The organism is Shewanella sp. 8A (genome assembly GCF_023475945.1).
Classification (GTDB): Bacteria; Pseudomonadota; Gammaproteobacteria; order Enterobacterales; family Shewanellaceae; genus Shewanella; species Shewanella xiamenensis.
Window position 1 is genome coordinate 149,102 of sequence record NZ_JAMDJP010000002.1, and the last position, 22,010, is coordinate 171,111.

At 47.9% G+C, this 22,010-nt stretch carries 18 protein-coding genes; 10 read left to right on the plus strand and 8 right to left on the minus strand.

All coding sequences use genetic code 11. From position 1 onward, the window contains the following. Nucleotides 1-23: 23 nt before the first annotated feature. Nucleotides 24-2,594 (plus strand): cyclic di-GMP phosphodiesterase PdeB, encoded by a 2,571-nt coding sequence (gene pdeB / locus M0413_RS02190; protein ID WP_047535157.1) that lies wholly within the window; start codon nt 24-26, stop codon nt 2,592-2,594. A gap of 75 nt (nt 2,595-2,669) precedes the next feature. Further along, on the plus strand, nt 2,670-3,473 hold the full coding sequence (locus M0413_RS02195; protein WP_055648707.1) for an SDR family oxidoreductase: 804 nt from the start codon (nt 2,670-2,672) through the stop codon (nt 3,471-3,473). Here the strand turns inward: M0413_RS02195 and M0413_RS02200 are convergent. The 4 genes from M0413_RS02200 to purH all read right to left on the minus strand — a co-directional run bounded on the left by M0413_RS02200 (nt 3,470) and on the right by purH (nt 10,265). Further along, nucleotides 3,470-3,691: a hypothetical protein gene (locus M0413_RS02200; RefSeq protein WP_037413589.1), complete on the minus strand. Its 222-nt coding sequence runs from the start codon at nt 3,689-3,691 to the stop codon at nt 3,470-3,472. The two genes, M0413_RS02195 and M0413_RS02200, sit on opposite strands and share 4 nt — an antisense overlap. Before the next feature lie 182 nt (nt 3,692-3,873). Continuing rightward, nucleotides 3,874-7,083: an ImpA family metalloprotease gene (locus tag M0413_RS02205; protein ID WP_249553025.1), complete on the minus strand. Its 3,210-nt coding sequence runs from the start codon at nt 7,081-7,083 to the stop codon at nt 3,874-3,876. A gap of 179 nt (nt 7,084-7,262) precedes the next feature. Next, nucleotides 7,263-8,561 carry a phosphoribosylamine--glycine ligase gene (gene purD, locus M0413_RS02210; protein ID WP_249553026.1) on the minus strand — a complete coding sequence of 433 codons (1,299 nt, stop codon included), beginning with the start codon at nt 8,559-8,561 and terminating at the stop codon, nt 7,263-7,265. Between the two features lie 105 nt (nt 8,562-8,666). Then, nucleotides 8,667-10,265, minus strand: coding sequence for a bifunctional phosphoribosylaminoimidazolecarboxamide formyltransferase/IMP cyclohydrolase (purH, locus tag M0413_RS02215; protein ID WP_249553027.1), 1,599 nt, complete (start codon nt 10,263-10,265; stop codon nt 8,667-8,669). A gap of 335 nt (nt 10,266-10,600) precedes the next feature. On the opposite strand from purH, the gene zntR reads away from it, so the two are divergent. Further along, nucleotides 10,601-11,092 (plus strand): Zn(2+)-responsive transcriptional regulator, encoded by a 492-nt coding sequence (zntR, locus tag M0413_RS02220; protein WP_249553028.1) that lies wholly within the window; start codon nt 10,601-10,603, stop codon nt 11,090-11,092. Nucleotides 11,093-11,094: 2 nt separating this feature from the next. Continuing rightward, nucleotides 11,095-12,600, plus strand: a complete 1,506-nt coding sequence (locus M0413_RS02225) for an SO_0444 family Cu/Zn efflux transporter (protein WP_249553030.1) — start codon at nt 11,095-11,097, stop codon at nt 12,598-12,600. A 107-nt stretch (nt 12,601-12,707) separates the two neighbouring features. On the opposite strand, the gene M0413_RS02230 is transcribed toward M0413_RS02225, so the two are convergent. Then, a complete protein-coding gene (locus M0413_RS02230) occupies nt 12,708-13,595 on the minus strand; it encodes a prohibitin family protein (RefSeq protein ID WP_037413580.1) in 888 nt (295 codons plus the stop codon). A 334-nt stretch (nt 13,596-13,929) separates the two neighbouring features. Here M0413_RS02230 and M0413_RS02235 point away from each other — a divergent pair, with 334 nt between their 5' ends. From M0413_RS02235 to M0413_RS02245, 3 genes are read left to right on the plus strand one after another with little or no spacing between them, the layout of a single operon-like run. Beyond that, the gene (locus tag M0413_RS02235; protein ID WP_249553032.1) at nt 13,930-14,184 is read left to right on the plus strand and encodes a hypothetical protein; all 255 of its coding nucleotides are present in this window, start codon (nt 13,930-13,932) and stop codon (nt 14,182-14,184) included. 3 nt (nt 14,185-14,187) lie between these two features. Next, nucleotides 14,188-14,478 carry a hypothetical protein gene (locus M0413_RS02240; RefSeq protein WP_047535138.1) on the plus strand — a complete coding sequence of 97 codons (291 nt, stop codon included), beginning with the start codon at nt 14,188-14,190 and terminating at the stop codon, nt 14,476-14,478. Between the two features lie 5 nt (nt 14,479-14,483). Continuing rightward, a complete protein-coding gene (locus M0413_RS02245) occupies nt 14,484-16,103 on the plus strand; it encodes a PepSY-associated TM helix domain-containing protein (RefSeq protein WP_249553034.1) in 1,620 nt (539 codons plus the stop codon). Nucleotides 16,104-16,174: 71 nt separating this feature from the next. On the opposite strand, the gene M0413_RS02250 is transcribed toward M0413_RS02245, so the two are convergent. Continuing rightward, complete coding sequence (locus tag M0413_RS02250) at nt 16,175-17,338, minus strand: MFS transporter (protein WP_283771886.1); 1,164 nt, start codon at nt 17,336-17,338, stop codon at nt 16,175-16,177. A 659-nt stretch (nt 17,339-17,997) separates the two neighbouring features. Here M0413_RS02250 and M0413_RS02255 point away from each other — a divergent pair. Next, on the plus strand, nt 17,998-19,398 hold the full coding sequence (locus tag M0413_RS02255; RefSeq protein WP_249553130.1) for a DASS family sodium-coupled anion symporter: 1,401 nt from the start codon (nt 17,998-18,000) through the stop codon (nt 19,396-19,398). A gap of 66 nt (nt 19,399-19,464) precedes the next feature. On the opposite strand, the gene trxC is transcribed toward M0413_RS02255, so the two are convergent. Further along, nucleotides 19,465-19,887, minus strand: coding sequence for a thioredoxin TrxC (trxC, locus tag M0413_RS02260; protein ID WP_037413568.1), 423 nt, complete (start codon nt 19,885-19,887; stop codon nt 19,465-19,467). A gap of 190 nt (nt 19,888-20,077) precedes the next feature. On the opposite strand from trxC, the gene M0413_RS02265 reads away from it, so the two are divergent. Both M0413_RS02265 and M0413_RS02270 read left to right on the plus strand, forming a co-directional pair. Next, nucleotides 20,078-20,413: an FKBP-type peptidyl-prolyl cis-trans isomerase gene (locus M0413_RS02265; protein ID WP_011070807.1), complete on the plus strand. Its 336-nt coding sequence runs from the start codon at nt 20,078-20,080 to the stop codon at nt 20,411-20,413. A 143-nt stretch (nt 20,414-20,556) separates the two neighbouring features. Further along, nucleotides 20,557-21,525, plus strand: a complete 969-nt coding sequence (locus M0413_RS02270) for a sensor domain-containing diguanylate cyclase (RefSeq protein WP_037427374.1) — start codon at nt 20,557-20,559, stop codon at nt 21,523-21,525. 64 nt (nt 21,526-21,589) lie between these two features. Here the strand turns inward: M0413_RS02270 and M0413_RS02275 are convergent, their stop codons facing one another. After that, complete coding sequence (locus tag M0413_RS02275; RefSeq protein ID WP_047535123.1) at nt 21,590-21,988, minus strand: DUF1850 domain-containing protein; 399 nt, start codon at nt 21,986-21,988, stop codon at nt 21,590-21,592. Nucleotides 21,989-22,010: the final 22 nt, after the last annotated feature.

Below are 22,010 nucleotides of genomic sequence, written 5' to 3' on the forward strand. Positions count from 1 at the left end.
AATTACGTAAGCCGTGGTAAAAGATGCGCATAGGCAACAAAATATTGGTATTTATTGCAGGGTTCTGTTTACCAGCCGTTGTGCTTGTCTCCTATTGCCTCGGGGTTTGGTTTGACCATAGGGTCGAATTGTTACGTCAGGATAATGTACAGCGCGAGCTGGCGAATATTCAGCAGCAGTTCCGCATCGATGTCGATCGGTTAGGGTTTCTCACTAATATTTATGCCTCGCCATTAGCTCATCTCGATAGCGAGCAGTTAAAAGCCCTCGAGTCTTCGTGGCTTGAGAGCTCCATGTCTGCCAATTTAAGTTGGTTTATTCTGCGAGATGGAAATTTGCAGAGTGTTTTTCAAAATGAGCAATCAATAGATGATGTGAATCGGCAGGAAATCGCCAAGGCGATAACAACGCAGGCTAAGCCTGAGTTTGCCAGCGCCTATTTAATTGGCGATAAAGGATATGTCGTCACTGCGGTCGCTTCACATTTGGGTGAGTATGTGCTGTTAGTGCGGCAACTTACTGAGCGCGATCTACTGGAATACGCCCAAACCTCCCTTGTCGCGCGGATCAGCATGTCTAATGCTGTAACAACACATAATACCTTACATCCAAGTTCGGTTGCGCTGCCGAGTCTCATTAGTCAACAACCAATCTATCTCCAGGTTGAATTTTCTGATGATCCTTTTCGAGATGTAAAGCTTAGTCTCGACTGGGTGTCGCTTGCGGTGATATTACTGGGGGTATTCATTGTCGCCTTGGGTTATGTTTGGTTGCGTTCAGGCTTGTTACAGCCCCTTAATAGCTTGATGCAGCAATTAGCGCTCGTTGATCCTATGGCGAGTGTATATCGGCCTGTGACCAGCGAGGGTAATGAAGAGTTATCTGTATTGGCGAATCGCGTAAACAGCTTACTCGCGAGGATTTATCAGCAGAAAGAGCGCGGTAAAATAACCTTAGAGTCGATTGCTGAAGCCGTTATCTTGACCGACATCGATGCAAACGTCATTTACATGAATCCAAAGGCTGAAACACTGCTTGATGTGGCCAGTTGTGATGCCGTTGGTGAGAGTCTTGCTAGCTTATTAAAGGCTGGAGAGCAGTTAAATCAAGCGGTATTTCACTGTATTCGCCTTGGCGAAACGACACCTCAAGTCGCTAAAATCAAACTGTTAACCACAACGCCACGGATTATTGAACGTAGCATTAGTAACGTGCTTAATCATGAAAAAGAGATTGTCGGTACTGTAGTGGTACTGCGGGATATCACCCAAGAAGAACGCCTTAAGCACCAGCTACAAAAACGCGCAAACTTTGATGGTATTACCGGGTTACTTAATCGCCAAGCGTTTGAAGAACAACTGCCCGAGTTCGCCGGTCAAACGAGGAGCCTTGCGGTATGTTATTTGGATTTAGAGCAGTTTAAGTTGATCAATGATAGTTGTGGCCATACTGCGGGTGATCGCATGCTGGCCATGGTCGCTAAGGCAATCCAATCATGTCTTGGGCCTCAGGAGTTATTCGCTCGCTTAGGAGGGGATGAGTTCGGACTGGTGATCTGCGATCGCTCGGCGTTAGCCGTGGTGCAGTTGCTAAAGCACATTATTGCCCAGGTATCGTTGCAAGTGTTACACGATAAAAATTGCAACTACAAAGTCGGTTTAAGTATTGGTGTTGCCTTTGGGCGTGCGCCCTATATCAATGCGCAGGAGTTACTCAAGGATGCGGATATCGCTTGTATTGCCGCTAAAGCTAAGGGCGCCAATCAAATTCATATTTATGATGATAAAGATAAAGAACTGACCTACCAGCGTAATGCGCCTAAATGGGCGATGCGTATTGCCCAAGCAATTGAGGAAAATGAACTCTTGCTCTACTACCAGCCCATCCGAGGATTAGGTGCGAGTTCTAAACGCCAACGGATGGAGATTTTGCTCAGGATCCAAGAGCCTTGTGGTCGCATTTTGGCGCCTGCCCAGTTTATTGCTGCCGCAGAGCGTTTTAAGCTGATGCCTGAAATTGATAAAGAAGTGATACGTAAAGCCTTTTTATGGCTGTCACTAAATTCGCAGCTTTGGCCGGATCACTGCATTTCAATCAACCTTTCGGGCAATAGTCTCGGCGCCGAAGGCATGGTGGAATATATTGCTAAGCAGCAGCAGATTTTTGATATTCCTAGCCAATGCGTTTGCTTTGAAATTACCGAAACGACTGCGATTCAAAACCGTCACCGCGGCATGGAAATGCTCAGGCAATTGCGCAAACTCGGTTTTTCCTTTGCATTGGATGATTTTGGCAGTGGCTTTGCTTCCTACGGCTATTTACGCGAACTGCCCGTGGACTACGTCAAAATCGACGGCTGCTTTGTTAAAAACCTTGCCGTCAATGCCAAGGACTATGCCATCGTGAAATCTATTCAAGACGTTTGCCGAGTAATGGGAATTGAGACGGTCGCCGAATTTGTAGAAAACCAAGAGATTATCGATAGATTGCAAGCGATTGGTATCAACTATGCTCAAGGTTATGCGATAGGACGGCCGCAACCTCTAGCAAGTTATTGTGAGCAGTTTGAGATGAGCTTAGCGCAACGCGCATAGGGGATTGCGCTTTTTAGGTGATTATGCCAATTTACCCTTAACCGAAGTTAACATATTAGTAACAAGGATATGGTTATGGATGGACTGACGGGTAAAGTGGTTATTATTACAGGGGCTTCTGAAGGTATTGGTCGTGCGCTGGCGATTGCCATGGCGCGGGTAGGATGCCAACTTGTATTGAGTGCTCGCAACGAAACGCGTCTTGCCTCACTTGCCCTCGAAATTGCTAACTATGGTCCTACTCCCTTTGTTTTTGCCGCTGATGTTAGCAGTGCCTCCCAGTGTGAAGACCTAATTCAAGCCACGATTGCCCATTATGGCCGTCTCGATATTTTGGTTAATAATGCGGGCATGACGATGTGGTCGCGTTTTGATGAGTTAACCCAACTAGCGGTTCTTGAAGATATCATGCGCGTTAATTACTTAGGCCCTGCCTATTTGACCCATGCCGCCTTACCCTATTTAAAGTCGAGCCAAGGTCAGGTCGTGGTGGTGGCTTCGGTGGCTGGGTTAACAGGCGTACCAACTCGTAGTGGTTATGCGGCGTCTAAGCATGCTGTTATCGGTTTTTTTGATTCGCTACGGATTGAGCTTGCTGACGATAATGTGGCCGTGACGGTGATTTGCCCTGATTTTGTCGTCTCGCAAATCCATAAGCGAGCCTTAGATGGTGCGGGTAAGCCACTCGGTAAATCGCCAATGCAGGAAGCTAAAATTATTTCCGCAGAGCAATGTGCCGACATGATGCTACCTGTGATAGCAACCCGAGGCCGGCAGCTTATCACTTCTCTTCGCGGCCGGCTCGGACGTTGGCTTAAGCTGATTGCACCGGGCTTAATCGATAAAATAGCCCGTAAAGCAATTGCCTCAGGCCATTAGCTTTTATTGAGGTGTTTAACGATGGCTTGTTCAGCTTCATTTTGAGTTGCTTTATCACCATCAGCTTGGATGTTGGCTGTTGCCTTATGGCCTGTGAGATCCTCGGCAATATGAAGCCAGTCAGGATGCCAGTAAAAATTCTGTCCCGACAGTGTTTGCCAATTATGCACGCCGGACTTTTCGCCTTGATAAATAATGTCTTTGATTGAATAACCCATAGAAAACCCCTGATTTATTATTGGATATCATTATAGAGGTCAAATAGTGCGCTATCCACTTCGCAACTTGTGTGCGTTAGATCACGCTTTTAGGCAAAAATAAACCTCGCATTTGCGAGGTTTATTTTTTATTGCACTTAATTTTCAGTGTCTTAACTTCTAGTGCTTTAATGTCTAGGGTATTAAGGTTTCGCGCATTGGTTAGGTGAGCCTGTGCCTTTCCAAAGTGTGCTGCTATCGCTCAGTGACAGTGGGATAAAGGTTAAGCCTTGGCTCATATTAGCGGGTGGTAAATCAGTTTCGAGCTCATACATACCCATTGGTACCGTGCCAAGGGTGGCGTTTGCTGTGACTTGCATGGCTGCAAGACTAGAGTAACGCAGTCCTAGCATATCGAAATGGCTGCGCCAATCTTTGCCTGTGAGTTTGCTTAAGGAAACCAACATAAAGTCATTGCCAGGAATATCTCTGACCGTTTTACCACCGTAGACGCTATGGCCATCGAAGGGGAACAAGTCAAAACCGAGTTTACTGCGGTTTGCCTCCCAATCGCTGGCGTTATTAGCGTATTTACCGAAAATACGGCTGTGCTGATACAGCAAGGTAAAGAGATTAAAGCCATTACTTAAGGTTGTGCCATCACTTAGCGTCATGCCATGGGCCTTGAGGGCCATTTGGATATAAAACCCCATGCGATAGCCATTATGTACCGCATAATCATTACTTGCCCAAGGTGCGGTATATCGGTCTTCGCCGATATCTAACACTTTACAGTTAGCGCCAAAGACTACACGTTTGCCACTGGTATCCTTAGTGCCTATGGCATCGGACATAAACACATAAAAGAGATCTTTGTGATTCATATGACCATCATTGATGGTGTTGGTATTACCATCACGCAAATAATGGGTCTTCCATAGCACCACATAGGGGAAGATATTGTTGGAGTTTTCTCCTGCACGGCTGCCATAACCTGTCCAATTATCGCTATTGGCGGCAGTGGCATATTGCACATTGAGGCGGTTGGTTTGCAGATTATGGCCAAGTTCATGGTTATCTCCCCAACCCGTGGGTGAAATATTCCAAGCGGCATCCCAAGGATTCCCACTGCAACCCGATCCACATTGGGCATTCTGGTCATAGTTAGCGTGTTGGATGATGCTGCGGGTATGCAGACTGGCATCGGTGCAATCTTGCCCAAACAGTGCCTGACAGCTTGATAGCACCTCGGCGGGTAACGACTCAGTTAAGCTTTTACCTTGGATCTTAAGTCCTGCTAAGGTGTAAACACTATTGATATGGTCCTCGACGATGCTTTTGAGCAAGGCGGTAACATCGGGGATCTTACCGCCAATGGCATTCATAAAACGGTCGCGGCGTAAATGCTGTTCAGCGCCATCGGTGCGCAGATCCACATGGGGCAGCTCAGTGTTTTGAATTTTGTCATTGAAGGCTGTGATTTCAGCAGGATTAGAAAAATCCATGATACTCGGGTGCTTAGCCACATTTTTTGCTTGCACATCGACACTGAGCGCGCCTTCGCCGCCACTGATATAGAAATAAATCGGGCCGCCATAGGGGGTTGAAAACTCGATGCTTTGCCCTTTGGCGAGCTTAAGACGCTGCTGCGCTAACTCAAGCGGCGCGCGATAAACCTTTTGCTCATAGGCGCGGTTAGTATTACGTCTATGATAATTCAGCTTAATGTCAACGTTGGCATTGGTGCTATCCAAACGACTGAGCGTGATGGTTTGTCCCGGTAAGGCGTACCAGCCTGTGCTGGTCCATTGACCCGTATAAGGTACGCTAATGGTTTTGCGCTCTGATACTGTGGCCGGATAAGCGTAGTGAGCATTAGTGCCTTTACTTAGATTGGCTCTGTCGGTGACATATTCCCCTAAATCGGCTTGGGCAAGGTTATGGGCGCGGGCGTAGCTCACTGTCCAATCGGCAAATAGCGCTTGCTGCCATTGGGTGAACTCGCTGTAGGCGATGGGATAATCAATTTCACTACGGTATTTATCGGCGAGCAGTAAACCGGCCTTTATCAGTGAGAAGTTAGTGCGACTAAACACATCAATGTCATTGATATCTAAGGTTTCAGCGCTGCTGCGATACCAGTCGGCACCCGCTTTAAAGGCCTCAACAAAGGCGCTGCTATTACAGCTCAAATAATTACCTGTGCAGTCATTTAATACCTGCGTGTCAAAGCGCTGCTCCCGCAGATTTGCCAGTAGTTTCTTAACATCTTCAAGAGCTTTATCTTCAGCCAGAATGCTACTTACACTCAGATTGTCGGCGTTGAGTTTCGACCAATAGTTGCCCGCGGTAGAGAGTCCCATCTCAAGATAGAGTGGCGAGAGCATAGCGCTTTGTTCGCGTCGATAATTTGAGAGTAGCAGGGGAATACCCGCAGCCTTGGCTTTGGCAATCGCCGCTTGAATGCCCGCGTAACCTAGGTTGTCGCGGTCAATATCGCTGATAACGATTAAATCGGGTTTTAAGGTATCGATACAGCTGGCGAGGGCGCTGTAGTCGCAGCTATTGGCGGTATTGACACTGTGAGCATCGGGATAGTACTTGCTTAGCCAAGTGCGGATCCCTTCGTTATGGGGGAAATACCAACTGTCGGCACGGCTCGGCATTTGGGCCGTGACTATGCTGAGGCCATCCTGTTGATCGCCACCTTTAGTCAGCCATGAGATGAGATTTTTCAACAGTATATCTGTCTGCGCAGAAGTGTTGACGCTAAATAAGTTGCCACCCATAGCGGCATAGCTTTGTCCCTGTTGCTCGCCCGCCATCACTAGGCCGCGAACGGCACTGGCACCACTGCCATCCACATTTGATGGCAGTAGGGTAAAAGTGTTTTCCGGCATAAAGCTCGAAAAGGTAATGGAGTCGTGGGTCGGATGCCAGCTAATGCTGCTACCTACACCTTGATAGAGCTGGGTGATTTGCGTTTTACGCACGGTATCAATTCTGGCCAGTTCAGCAGTGCTGAAGTCAATCAGCTCAATGGCGCTGGCAAGGGTATGATCTTGATGGCGAATGGCATTTTCAGCATTGCTGATAAAGGCTGGAGTAATCGTGCAATCCGCCGACATCGCCGCTGTGGTATAAGTTAACTCGGCTAATGAACCGCCACAGCCACTAATATTTTCTAGTACAAAGCCTGCGTCCGCTTGAACACTAAAGCTGGCTCTTTTGCCCGAATCGACTTTTTGGCTTGCGGGAGTGAGTTTGCCGCCCGATACCTGACTTGCACTGGCGGTATATTGGGTGATAGTCGGTGGCTGAACGGGTGGTGTGGTGGTGCTCGCATCCTCAGAGCCGCCCCCGCAACCGCCAATCAGTAAGGCGATGGCGGTAGATATAAGTCTAATCTCCATAGGGAGTCCTTATTATTTTTGGAATTAACAATTATGTAGCATTGTAGCGGAATAATACGGGCTAAAGTAGATAATATCTTAATAAAATTTATATAAATCATTATCTTAAATTTGACGATCGTCAAATTTAAGGCATAAAAATACCGGCATTAGGCCGGTATTTTTAGTGGGATTAACCCTTAGCTCTGTTGTTCACGGGCAATGGCGCGATAGCCAATATCGGTACGGAAATACACATCATCCCAATGGATTTCATCAACCAATTGATAAGCGGCTTTTTGTGCTTCGGTCACTGTGTTCCCTAAGGCTGTAGCGCATAACACGCGGCCGCCATTAGTGACTACATGGCCGCCTTTCATTTCGGTACCGGCGTGGAAGACCTTGGCATCGTGATTACCTAGGCTGAGGCCGTCAATCACATCGCCTTTGCGATAGTCATCTGGATAACCGCCGGCGGCCAGTACTACGCCAACTGCGGCGCGCTCGTCATACTCAGCGGTGACTTTATCTAGCTCGCCACGGGTTGCCGCTAAACATAGCTCAACTAAGTCTGATTTTAAGCGCATCATAATAGGTTGGGTTTCTGGATCGCCAAAGCGGCAGTTGTATTCCAGTACCTTGGCGCTACCGTCTGGTGCGATCATTAGACCTGCATACAGGAAGCCAGTGTAAACATTGCCTTCGGCGGCCATGCCATCAACCGTTGGGCGGATAACATTAGCAATTGTCCAATCGTGTACGCTTTGGGTGACCACGGGCGCTGGGGAGTAAGCGCCCATGCCGCCAGTGTTTGGACCGTGATCGGCATTATCGCGGGCTTTATGATCTTGGCTGGTCGCCATGGCAAGGATATTTTTACCATCGACCATCACGATAAAGCTGGCTTCTTCGCCTTTTAAGAACTCTTCGATAACCACGCGAGAGCCGGCATCACCAAACTTGTTGCCCGCGAGCATATCATCAATCGCCGCATCAGCTTCAGCTTGGTCTTGGGCAATGATCACGCCTTTACCTGCGGCTAAACCGTCGGCCTTGATCACTACTGGATAGCCAGTCGTTGCGGTTAATTCACGCACGAAGGCTTTGGCATCGCTAATCTCGGTACAGTTTTTATAACCCGCGGTTGGGATATTGTGGCGGGCTAAAAAGTCCTTAGTGAAGGCTTTTGAACCTTCGAGCTGAGCTGCCGCCTTCGTTGGGCCGAAAATAGGTAAACCCGCAGCGTTAAAGGCATCGACCACGCCTAATACCAGTGGCGCTTCCGGGCCGACGATGGTGAGTTCGATTTGATTAGTTTTTGCAAAATCGAGCAGTGCAGGAATATCCGTTGCGCTGATGTTGATATTTTCTAACTTTGGCTCGAGGGCTGTGCCCGCGTTACCCGGTGCAACATAAACCAGCTCTACCTGTGGGGATTGTGCCGCTTTCCAAGCTAGGGCATGTTCGCGGCCGCCGCCACCAATAACTAATACTTTCATGTTAAGTCATCCCTTTGAGTTTTAAATTCTTGTGGTTAGATTCTTAGCGCTACAGAGTGCGATAAACGAAACAGCCAGCACATGGCGTGCTGGCTGTAGGTGGCATTAGTGACGGAAGTGGCGCATGCCCGTCATTACCATGGCCATGCCGTGCTCGTCGGCAGCAGCGATGATTTCAGCATCGCGCATTGAGCCACCTGGCTGGATGATGCAGCTGATGCCCGCCGCCGCTGCGGCATCGATACCGTCGCGGAATGGGAAGAAGGCATCGGACGCCATCACAGAGTTAACCACTTCTAAGCCTTCATCGGCAGCCTTGATACCGGCAATCTTAGCGCTGTAGACGCGGCTCATTTGGCCGGCGCCGACACCGATGGTCATGCCGTCTTTGGCGTAAACAATCGCGTTAGATTTAACAAACTTAGCCACTTTCCAGCAGAACATTAAGTCCTTCAGCTCGCTCTCGGTCGGTTGACGTTTAGTCACGACTTTAATGTCATCTAAACCAACCATGCCTTGATCGCGGTCTTGCACCAGCAGGCCACCGTTTACGCGCTTATAGTCTAAGGTCTTGGTCTTAGTATCCCATTGACCGCACTCTAACAGACGCACGTTGGTTTTCTTGGCCACTACATCGCGGGCACCTTGGCTCACGACTGGCGCAATAATCACTTCAACGAATTGACGCTCAACGATAGCGCTAGCGGTTGCTGCATCTAACTCGCCGTTGAAGGCGATAATGCCGCCAAAGGCTGACGTTGGGTCAGTTTGGTAGGCGCGGTTATAGGCATCGAGCAAGTCTTTACCCAGTGCAACACCACATGGGTTAGCGTGTTTAACGATAACGCAGGCGGGCTCGCTGAACTCTTTCACACACTCAAGGGCGGCATCGGTATCGGCGATATTGTTGTAAGACAGTGCCTTACCTTGCAGTTGAACGGCAGTTGCGACTGAGGCTTCGTCGATCTTAGTGTCAACATAGAAGGCAGCAGTTTGGTGGCTGTTTTCACCGTAACGCAGATCTTGCTTCTTCACTAATTGGGTGTTGAAGGTGCGTGGAAACTTTGAGTCTTCGAAGCACTCATCAGTGCTATGCGCTGGAACCATAGTGCCGAAGTAGTTGGCGATCATGCCATCGTAACCCGCAGTGTGTTCGAAGGCGGCAATCGCTAAATCGAAACGGGTTGCGTGAGTCGTGCTGCCATTGTTGGCGGCCATTTCGGCTAATACGCGATTATAGTCGGCCGCATTTACCACGATAGTCACGTCTTTATGGTTTTTCGCCGCAGCGCGCACCATAGTCGGGCCACCGATGTCGATGTTTTCAATCGCATCTTCTAAGGTGCAACCGGCTTTAGCAACGGTATCGGCAAAAGGGTAGAGGTTAACCGCAACCAGATCGATTGCATTGATATTGTTGGCAGCCATGACATTTTCATCAAGACCGCGACGCGCCAAAATGCCGCCATGCACTTTAGGATGCAGGGTCTTAACGCGACCATCCATGATCTCAGGGTGTCCTGTATAGTCAGATACTTCGATAACAGGCACGCCGTTATCCGCTAACAAGCGAGCGGTGCCGCCCGTTGACAGCAGTTCAACGCCTTGGTCGTGTAATGCTTTGGCGAATTCGAGAATTCCGGTTTTATCTGAAACGCTTAACAGCGCGCGACGAATGGGTCTGGCATTATTTGCAACAGTCATTTGGGTACAGGGTCCAGTTATTTTAGTTTCAAGGATCTTTCGGAAAACAGAACAACTTCAATCGGTTCTGCTTTCCAAAAGCCCCTTGGTCCTACTTATATTTTTTGTCCCAACGTCAGGCGCGCGTATTCTACCGTAAAACGGGATTTACGGGTGTTTTTTCTGCGCGATTTCACAATATTGATATCAGAACAAAGTGGAATGATTTTGGGGTGAAGTGTAAATTTGAAAATAGCCCTTGACCTTGGAGTAGGCTCTAAGGTTTATACTCGCTCCATCATATTGATTGTCAGTGTTGCTTGAGAAGATTCGAGTAAAACTGCAAAGGATTAACTATGTACCGAATTGGTGAGTTAGCCGATTTATGCGAGGTGAAGGCCGATACCCTCAGATTCTATGAGAAACACGGTCTACTTTCGCCTTCGAGCCGAACCGACTCTGGCTATCGGGTCTATACCGATGCCGACGCGGCGCGGCTGCGTTTTATTCTGCGGGCGAAGGCGGTGGGTTTTACCTTAAGTGAAATCAGTGAGCTGTTGTCTATCGATCTTGATAAATCCAATTGGGCCTGTGCCGATGTAAAGGGCATGGTGGACCTGAAGCTGGCGCAGGTACAGGCGAAGATTGCCGAGTTACTGCATTTTCAAACCAGTTTGCAGAGCTTGTCGGATGCCTGCTGCGGCGGGCCTCGTAGCGCCGAACATTGCTCGATTTTAGAGGCGCTAGAGTCGAGTACCGAGCGAGTTCGGTTTGAGCATGACCATGGGCAAGGCTCTCATTCAGATCATGCACATATTGCTGCAACTGCAGATAAATTAGGGGATTAATTATGTTACTGAAGAATTTTATTGATCTGTTTTTAGATTCCGCCCCTTGGCTGCTGCTTGGCTTGATTCTGGCGGGTTTACTTAAAGTATTCGTGCCTATGGCCTGGATGCAAAAGCAGCTCGGCGGACATGGCTTTAAAACTGTGGTCAAGGCAGCGTTATTGGGCGCGCCTTTACCTCTGTGTTCCTGCGGTGTGATCCCCGCTGCCGTGGGGCTGCGCCGCTCTGGGGCATCGAAAGCGGCAACTACCTCCTTTTTAGTCTCCACCCCTGAAACTGGCGTCGATTCGGTGACCGTTTCCTACGTGTTACTCGGCCCTTTTATGGCAATAGTGCGCCCGATTGCAGCGATCACTAGCGCCATTGTTGCGGGCTTACTGGTGGGACGTGATGATGACGATGGCAAACCAGCGGCTAAGGCCGAGGCCCTGTCAGACACGGCTCAGTTAGACAAGGTTCAGTCAGATAAGGCATTAGCTAGCGCTGCGCCTGTCGCTTCATGCTGCGCCTCAAAATCCCCGTCACCAGAGACAGTGGTAAAAGCCGAAGCGGTAAAAAGCTGCTGCGCCTCGACTAAGGCGCCTGCAATTACGCCGGTCAAATCTTCCTGTTGCGGCAGTGATAACGCGAAAGCGCCATCAACCGAACCGAAAATCAAAATGACACCTATGGCTAAGCCTAGTCTAATGGCGGCTAGTGGCCCAAGTATGGGCACTGTCGGTATGGTTAATGCGGCTAAAGTCAGTGCGGTCAAGGTTGAAAATGCTGGTTCATGCTGTGGTACTCAAACAGTCGCGCCTGAAAAAATAGTCGTAGTGAAGAAGGGCGCTTGTTGTGGTAGCTCAAGCGCGAAAACGGCTGAGAGCCATCAAGCCGAAGGCGAGAGCTGCTGTGCGTCGACTCAGGATATGGCGACTGAGTTGAAGTCAGAATCTGTGATTGCACGTATTGGTATTGGGCTTAAATATGCGGCGACGGATCTTGTGCGTGATACGACCCTCTGGCTGCTAGTGGGTTTATTCTTCGCAGCATTAGTACAAACCTATGTTCCTGCTGACTTTTTGGCTAAGTGGGGTGATGGGTTGCTGGCCATGCTGGTGATGGTGCTAGTGTCTGTCCCTATGTATATCTGCGCAACGGCTTCGACGCCGATTGCAGCGGGCTTGTTACTCGCTGGCGTGTCCCCCGGCGCCGTGCTGGTGTTTATGATGGCAGGCCCTGCAACCAATATCGCTACTTTAGGTGTAGTGACTAAGGAGCTGGGTAAGCGTGCGCTCTACGGCTATCTTGGCGGTGTGTTAGGTGTTGCCTTAGTAGCTGGTGCCTTAGTGAACTATCTAGTGGCGAACTTTGGCTTTGAGGTAATGCCACAGATTGGTCATGAACACCAAATGCTACCAAGTTGGTTAGTGGCCACTTCGGGCATAGTACTGGCGTTGTTGATGGCGAAAGTGGTGTTTGAGAAGATCCCAAGAAGTTGGTTACGCCGCAGCGATTGCTGTTCATAGCGCTAACGCTAAATAAAAATCCCCAGCAATGACTGGGGATTTTTTATGGTAAAGCCTAATGCGTATCGCTAGTGGCAAATAGCTTACTTGCGATGCTTAGTCGTTTGTTAGTTCGACTTCTTTGCATCGATAAACGGCAGGGTGCCGGTGGGTAAGACTGTGGTAGGTAGCTTGCCGTCCCACTTCTCGGCCTTGGTCAGTTCGACAAGGTTTTGATTTTGTGCCAGAGCCTCGGCGCGGCTCTTAATCGCAGAGGCTTCAGCATCCCCTTTAATCCTAATACTTTCGGCCTCAGCCTTCGCGCGGGCGAGTTGTGAGTCTGCTTCCGCTTGCGCTTGGGTCACGGCGATTTGGGCGCTGACTCTTTCTTTCTCTAGGTTTTGCAGTTGGGTCTGTACTTCAACCTCTGCGCGCATCCTGTCTTCAACAGATTTCTCATAAGCGTTGGAGAAATCGATATTTTCAATCTGTACCGAGGTGATCTCGATTGGCCCTTTCACCGATTGGGTGATGGCATTGGTCACATCGATACCAAATTTGATCCGCTCCTGTACTACTGAAATTGCGGTGTATTTACCAAAAATGTTTTCAACTTGCGTTGGCACTTGGCGGTCGAGTAAGCGCGCCACCATGGCATCGATACTTTTGAAGTTGGCATAGACTTCTTCGACCCGATCCGGCGGTACGCTAAAGGTGACTGAAGCGTTAAGTGTCGCGGGTTGTTGGTCACGGCTATAGGCTTGTAGTGAACTGTAGCTAGTCGTGTGGGTTTGGGTTGAGATTTTTACTACGGTGTCAAACATGGGCAGTTTAAACCCAAGTCCCGGCTCTGCTGTACCAATGATCTTACCGTTACGTAGAATCACCCCGCGTTCACCTTGGTCAACCGTGTACCAACTGCCAAAGAGTGAGATAAATAGGATGAGTAAAATCACTAAAGGAATGATTTTAGATAGGCCAAAGGAACTTGGCAGGTTGAGTTCATTTTTTATCATTTAGCTTCCTTTGCTAGGGTCGTCGAGATGGGGTTGGAGTGAGCGCGGATCGTGTTGATGACTATTTATATCGAGACGAAACGGTTGCTGCAAAATGTATCTTAATGGTTAACGACTGGCAACAATTGGGTATCTAGCTTATCAATATGTGACAGTAATATCACAACTCATCCTTACACTGTAAATCTTATTGCGAATTATTCTCACCATGGCTAGAGTCCTGAGATTCAAATTCTTCCATTGCTTTCATGCGTTTATCTTTTTATAGGATATACACCGAGCATAGGCAAATGGACTCGAATGCTAACGCTTTGTGGTGAGAGGAAAACATCCCGTGTTGCAACTTATATCTGTGTTAGCGACGCTGTTGGCCTGTTTGTTATTTTATGTGACGAACAAGCAGCAAAAACTATTTGCAAGCTCCCTTCCTAAGCGGCCTTGGCGGTTACTCGCCTATGGTTTTGCCTTTGCCAGTTTACTCGGTTGGCTCAGTCTATTTACCCTTAGCGCCGCGATTTTTATTTGGTTAGCCCTGTTGATGTTATTGACGGGGTTAGTGCCTTTTATCTCACTTTTCGGTCGGAAATAACTCATGGCACGTTTAGCTGAACAGGATAAATTGCAACCCGACTGGTGGACTAAGTCACTGGCTGGATTGATTTTAGGATTTACCTTAGCACTTGGATTGGTGGGGTTATTTGCCTGGTTTGGCCCAGGCGGCATCGATGCCGATACTAAAGTGCAGTTCAACATGTGGCTGATTACGCCTATCTGGTTATTGATCTTAAGTTTTAGCTTTATGTTTAAAACCGGACTCAGGGCAATTGGCTACTTGGGCTTGTTTAACGTTTTGACTTATATAGTGTTATATACCTTTAGGTGACAAGGATGAAAGTTCGCAGTGATGTGTTACGTGTGTATCAGTCTATCCATATTTGGACTGGTATCATCGCGGGAATCGTATTGTTTATCGGCTTTTATGCTGGTTCGCTCACCATGTTTAAGGGGGCGATTGACGCTTGGTCAATGCCGCCAGCCCTAACTTTGCCTCAAGTGCCCGCTGACAAACTGGATGATTTAGTCGCGCAAGTGTTAGCGCAAGATGATAAGGCCAAAACCGGTTTTAGTTTGCACTTAAATGATGCGCATCAATCGCCGATGACCTGGTATCAACAGGGCTCGGAGCGTGAACTCAGCATGAGTCACCAGCTTTGGCATGCCAGTCTTGACGAAAATGGGCAGCTACTGACACAGTTAAGTACGCCCAGTGAGTTGGCTGAGCTGATTGACCAATTACATCGCACCGCAGGGATTGCCGGCGAAGTCGGTCACGATCAGGCAGGTGTCTATGTGTTGGGGATAGCCGCCGTTTTATACTTCTTAGCATTGGTTTCTGGGGTGATTTTTTTACTGCCCACCTTAACCAAAAGCTTTTTTGCTCTGCGTAAAGATAAAGGTGAGAGTCGTTTCTGGCTTGATGCCCATAATTTAGTAGGCATTACCAGTCTGCCATTTCATCTAGTGATATGTGTAACTGTGATTGTGTTTGCCTTCCATGATCAGCTTTACGATGGGCTTAAGCATATGGTTTATGGTGAAAAACCGCTCTTTATCCAGCCCGCGCCTGACAGAACGCCCTATACACTTGCCGATTTGCCAAAGGTCACCACTGTGTTAGCCAAGGTGCAGCAAATCGCCCCCGATTATCAAGTGAATGAAATGACCTTTATGAACTTGGATAATCCCCGTGCGACCTTGCGCTTGGGGTTATATAACCCCAATGGTTTTATGCGTGGACCCGTCACTGATTATTTATATCTGCATCCCTATAGCCTCAACGTATCCAATAGCACTATTGACCAAAGTGACAGGGGGATTTGGGCTAGAACGGTCGCAGTGTTCTTTGGGTTACACTTTGGCAGTTATGGTGGCGACCTCGGGCGCTGGGTGTATTTCTTTTTAGGTTTGAGCGGTGCTTTTTTATTTTACAGTGGCAATTTGCTGTGGCTGGAAAAGCGTCGTAAAAAGTTGGCAACTGAGCAAACCCGTGCCTGCCGTTTAATGGCCAGCGCCACAGTGGGGATTTGCCTTGGCTCTGTTGCCGCTTTAGCGGTAAGTATGCTGCTGGGTAAATGGTTATATGTACACGTTGGCAATATTAACCACGTCTATTTGTGGCTCTATTATCTGGTGTTTGGATTGCTGGTGGCTTTCGCCTTTTGGCGTGGTGCAGCCAAGGCGGCGCTAGTGATTTTGCCTTTGTGCGCCTTGGCTACATTGGCGATGCCAATCACGTCTTTAGTTGCGGTAATCGCGCCAAGTTTAGGCTTATGGGCACCTTATTCTGCGGCAACGTTAGGCGTCGATCTGGCGGCCTTGGCCTTTAGCGGGATGTTCTTTTATGGTTACAAGCTTACTCGCCATCGGGTGTTTAATGGGCCGCAGGACAGTGTCTGGGCCATTCCCGCCAAAGTGCCTGTGGCAGAATTAACCCAACAAACATCGTAATCACAATGAGCGCCGTTATCGGCGCCCATTGCTATTCACAGGGGGAGAGACTTAACATTAACGGCTCTGGACTAAGCCTTCGCAGTGGGTAGGCGAGCTTTACTTCGGGCCAGTAAGTGTGCACTGAGGTAGCAAACCGTGACTAAAAAGCTTGCTGCTAAGTAGAGCGGTAAGCCATGTTCTACATCATCAAAACGACTGGCGGCAACCGGACCAATAACCGAACCTACGGAATAACTGAGCAACATAATCTGAGTGGCGGAGACGATTTGGCTGCTGGGTAAATGATCGCAGGCCAGACTGATGGCGATGGGATAGAGAGCAAAGGCGCAGGCACCGAGTAACACAAAACCTAACCATAATCCCACAAGCGATGTTTGCATCAGTAACAACAGCGCCGCTGCACCCACTAAGCAAAAGGCGGTCATCAACACACTCTTTTCAACACGCGGGGATAAATAGCTTACTAAGGGCTGAACTATCATGCCGCCCATAATGATCAGCGCCATAAATTGCCCTGTTTGCTGGGCAAAACCCATGTCTCGCGACACATACACAGGCAATAAGCCGTAGATGGGGCCTAGTAATAATCCCGAGACTAAACAGCCGATCACGGCGGGTTTACTTAAGGTTTTTAGGTCGGAAAGGGCAATAGCGTGTTGTTCACTGGACTGTGGTTGGCCACGTTTAACCAACAGTGCAGGCAAACTGGCGGCGGCCAGCAAACCGATCACCACCAAGTAGGGTAAATTACCCGTGGTGCCTAAATAATCTACGGCGAGTTGCCCGATGGCGGTGCCACCGTAGAGGGCGGTCATATATAAACCTAAACGTTTTGCCCGTTGTTTTTGGGTATCGGCCATTAGTAACCAGGATTCAACTACCACAAAAATCCCCGCCACGGCGATGCCTGCAATCAAGCGTGCTGCTAACCAAACACTGCTCTGTGGCAGCAAAACCATCACTACAACGCTGCACAGTAAGATATTTAAAAACAAAATAAAGGCCTTACTATGACCTATGCGGCTGACAATCGGTGCAATACAAGGTGCGCCCAGTAATAAGCCAAGGTAGAAAATACTCGCCAGCCAAGGTGCAAGATCAAGGCTCAAATCAAAGTAGGTGAGTGAGAGTGGGATCAAACTCATCAAGTAGCCTGACGCTAAAGCAAATAGACTAAGTCCTGCCACTGGAACAAAAAGCCCTGGCTTTTGATTGGGTTGAGCTAACAGCATATTTTCCACAAGCGGTACCAAAACAGGTAAAAAAATAAACAGAAGGCACGATTACGGTCGCGACTCTAGGCTGGATTGCTGACGGGGTAAAGTGAGTTAGATTGACTGAGATGGTGAATAATATTTGTGTTTATTATTCATATAGATATTGAAGTTTAAATGTTATTGGTTTGGGTGAAAAAGCAACATTCAACGCGTTGTTTGGTGATCACTTACTTATCAGAACGAACAAAATCTAATCTCGAAATATTAACACGCTCTAGTGCTCATAAGCTTTGTTATTAGCGATGAAAAGTCAGTGGGATGATTATCTGGATGTTATGCAATTAATTAGCATTTTATATTGTTAAAAATTAATATTAAATTAAGGCTTTTATCACTTTGAATTACGCTGAGATTTGATCTTTGTCACAGTTTTAAATATTTATTTAGTTACAGCTTTATCAAGCTTTTGCAGTATTTTTATCCGTTTGAAAGTTTTGTTCATCACTTAAGATCAAAAATAGGTGGTTTTTATCGCGAAAATGGGTTTTTTGCGTTTTAAGTCTTAGCATTTTGTTGTTGCTATGTAGCTAAAGTACAAAATAAACTGCTTTTACTGGTGTGACCTATGCCCTAAATTTGCTAGAAAAAATAATGGTATGAAGGTAGTAGTCACCATGTCCTTAACGCAATCAACGTCGGTTCCCCCTAATCATTCGCCCGCCAATACTGGGCTTGAAAAGAAAAACATGCTGGTCTTAATGGCGGATATTGTGCTGCTGTTTGCACTGTATTACGGATTACCCTTTGAGCAGGGAGTGAATACGGGGCTTGCGATTTTAGTCTTTGCAGCCATTCTGTGGTTAACCGAAGCGATTCATATCAGTATTACTGCGATTTTAGTGCCTATTTTGGCGGTATTCTTTGGGGTATTTGAAACTAAAGAGGCCATGAGTAACTTTGCCAATCCAATTATCTATCTATTTTTCGGTGGTTTTGTGCTTGCAGCTGCATTGCACAATCAAAAGATTGATACCTTAATCGCGCAAAAATTGCTGCTGGCCTCTAAAGGCAAGCTGAGTATTGCCTGCTTAATGTTGTTTGGGGTAACTGCGCTGCTGTCGATGTGGATCAGTAATACCGCAACCACGGCAATGATGCTGCCTCTGGCACTGGGAATTTTGCAGCAATTAGATCGTAAAACCTATCACAGTACCTATGTGTTCCTATTATTGGGGATCGCCTATTCCGCTAATATCGGCGGTATTGGTACTTTAGTCGGCAGTCCGCCCAACGCGATTGCCGCAGCGCAGGTGGGGTTAAGTTTTAGCGATTGGCTAAAATTTGGCATTCCAACCGTGATCTTAATGCTCCCTATGATGCTCATTGCGCTCTATTGGTACTTTAAGCCAGACTTGTCGGCTAAATGCGAGCTTGCACTTGAAGATCAAAAGCTCACGTTCCAAGGAAAACTGACGCTGGTTATTTTCCTTGCGACCGTATTTTGCTGGATTTTCAGTGTGCCCTTGGCAAAAGCGCTTGGCGGAATAACCCAGTTTGATACCGTCGTTGCACTCGGTGCTGTGGTATTACTGGCGGGGCTCGGTTTAGTTGGTTGGAAGAAGATTGAATCGACCACTGACTGGGGCGTGTTGATTTTATTCGGTGGCGGTTTGACCTTGAGTGCCGTGCTCAAAACTACCGGTACCAGTGTGTTCCTCGCGCACTGGATGACGGATATTTTTGGCAGCACCCACATGTCGCTGTTTGTGTTTGCGGTGATCGCCTTTGTGGTAATGCTAACCGAATTTGCCAGTAATACCGCGAGTGCGGCGCTGTTAGTGCCTGTATTTGCGGCGATTGCCGAAGCATTGGGGGTATCCCCCGTCATGCTATCCGTGCTAATTGGTATTGCAGCTTCCTGCGCCTTTATGTTGCCTGTGGCGACGCCGCCTAACGCCATTGTTTATGGCTCTGGCCATATCAAGCAGTCGGAAATGGTGCGAGTGGGCATGATAGTTAACTTCCTCAGCATGATAGTGCTGGGCATTATTGCTCACACCTTCTGGGAAGTGTAATCGCCTCTGATTCATCCAAATAATAATACCCAGCTTAGCTGGGTATTTTTATGGGCGAAGGACACATTAACTATAACGTTTTAACCATTGATCGAACGCTGGCTTAGGTAAGGCGCCGGCTTGCTGCGCGAGGAGTTGTCCCTGCTTGAAAATCATTAAGGTAGGAATGGAGCGTATATTAAATTGAGCCGCAAGGGCTTGTTGTTCTTCAGTATTGATTTTACCGAAGCGGAATCTTGGCTCCCATACTTTTGCGGCCTCAGAAAATATAGGCGCAAAACTCTTACAGGGACCGCACCAGCTGGCCCAAAAATCAACAACTAAGGGCAACTCTGATTTATGGGCATGATTGATAAAATTGGCACTTGTGAGTTCAATCGGAGCCGCCGCAAACAGATTCTGTTTGCATTTGCCGCAGGTCGGCTGCTCAGTTAACCGCTCTTGGGGCACGCGGTTTAAGGTGTCACAGTGGGGGCAAGCGATAATCATAATCTGGCTCCTAAGCTCGGGGATGATCTAGATATGGGGTTGAATAAGTGGAATTTAAAGGAGGATAGGATCAAGCAAGATTGGTATAAGCCACAAAATCCCCACGGCACGCCGACAAGTAGGAGTGCCGATGTTAGAATAGACACTTTGATAAATCACTGTGTTAAGTGAAGAGTAAGAGATTAATTAAATGACTGAATTAGAAATAATCGATCTGGTTGTCGGTGATGGAAAAGAGGCTGTAAAAGGCGCGTTGATCACTACCCAATACCGCGGTTTCTTGCAGGATGGTACGCAGTTCGATTCCTCCTATGACCGTGGTCAGGCATTTCAATGTGTGATTGGGACTGGCCGAGTGATTAAAGGCTGGGACCAAGGGATTATGGGGATGAAAGTGGGCGGCAAACGCAAGTTATTGGTGCCAGCTCATTTAGCCTACGGCGAGCGCCAAGTTGGGGCTCATATCAAACCCAATTCTGATCTCACTTTTGAAATCGAATTGCTTGAAGTACTGACTCGCGACTAAGTATGACAAGATAGTAAGAGTCTGTGTAAGCTCGATAGGGCGAGTATGATCTAGGGTTTTCTCGCCCTCCTCACTATGTCACTTCGGCATTGTTTGTTTTACACTGGACGAGGTTTCCCCACGTTAAGGAAAGAGATTTTTCTGTGGCATCGGATACGGCAGCAGAACAGATTAAGCAACTTCAGGCCGAAATTGCACAGCTTAAACGTGAAAACGCTCAATTAACGGCGTTGAATCGTCGTGCCGAAGAGAAACTATTCGCCGCCCTTGATGGCAATGGTTTGTGCTTATGGGAACAGCATATTCCAAGTGGGAATTTAACCATTTTCAATATGCGCTGGGGCGAAATGCTCGGTTTTAGCCCCGATGAGTTAGCAGCCCATGTTGATATCTGGAAAAGCAAATTACACCCAGAAGATAAAGACTGGGTAATCCAAGCCTTTGAAGATCATGTGAATGGCAAGGCCGATTATTACCAGGCTGTGCACCGAATGCTGCATAAAGATGGCAGCGTTACTTGGGTGTCGGATCGGGGCCGCATTGTAGAACGTTTACCTGATGGTACACCGCTGCGGATGATGGGCAGCCATATCGATATCACCCAAGAAAAGCGTTATGAACTCGATTTAGCGCTACTCGCCCATAGCGACCCACTTACCAACCTGATGAATCGCCAAGCTATAGCCAAGGCCTTCGATGAGTGCTTGCAGCCCGGCATGAGTGGTGCGTTATTTTTTATCGATCTTGATGGTTTTAAAGCCTTAAATGACCGTTACGGCCATAAATTTGGCGACAATTTATTAGTGCACGTTGCAGATTCTTTGGTCGCTCATTCGGGGGAGCAAGCGAAGATCGCACGGTTAGGTGGTGATGAGTTTGTGATCATACTGCCATCCACCGAGATTGAATCATTAAGCATGCTTGCACAATCCTTGCTTGATGTTTATCGACAGGTTTTTTTACTTGAAGGTCATGAAGTGGCGATTGGACTGAGCATCGGCATTGATATTTTTAGTGATGGTGATAGTTTTGCTGAAAGTTGCGAGCGTGCAGACGCCGCCATGTATCGCATTAAACATCAAGGGAAAAACGGCTACAGCTTCTCTCGTTAAGAGCATTATTGAGCGCTAATGGGCAGCATCGCGCCTTGCTTGCGCGTCGCTATAAAGTGATATTTCACTGCTCACAACTCCATACCTCAACAGCGGCATCTTGCTTATTTGGAGGGCCAAGCCAATGACTCATGGCTTGGCATTGCACTTTACCTGTGGCGTTGGCGAAACACAGCTCAAAATCTCCCGCTTCGGGGATGCGACCTAAGCGTAATTTGGGCAGCACGGGCAGCTTGGGCTGATAATGCCAACTTCCATTGTTAAACACCGCATCATCAGGGATTTCCATACCCGCACCTGTGCCTTTCACTCTGGCTTCAACTAACACTAAGCCTTGTGGTGTGAGCTGATAGTCTTCTTCCCAGCGAATTTTTTCGATGCTGTGGTTCCACGCGAGGGTGAACTGCTCTGTGGGCACTTGTGCCCACAGTGTGCCAGCTAGGCCTAAACATAGACCTAGCATGCTATTGCCTTACCTTTGCATA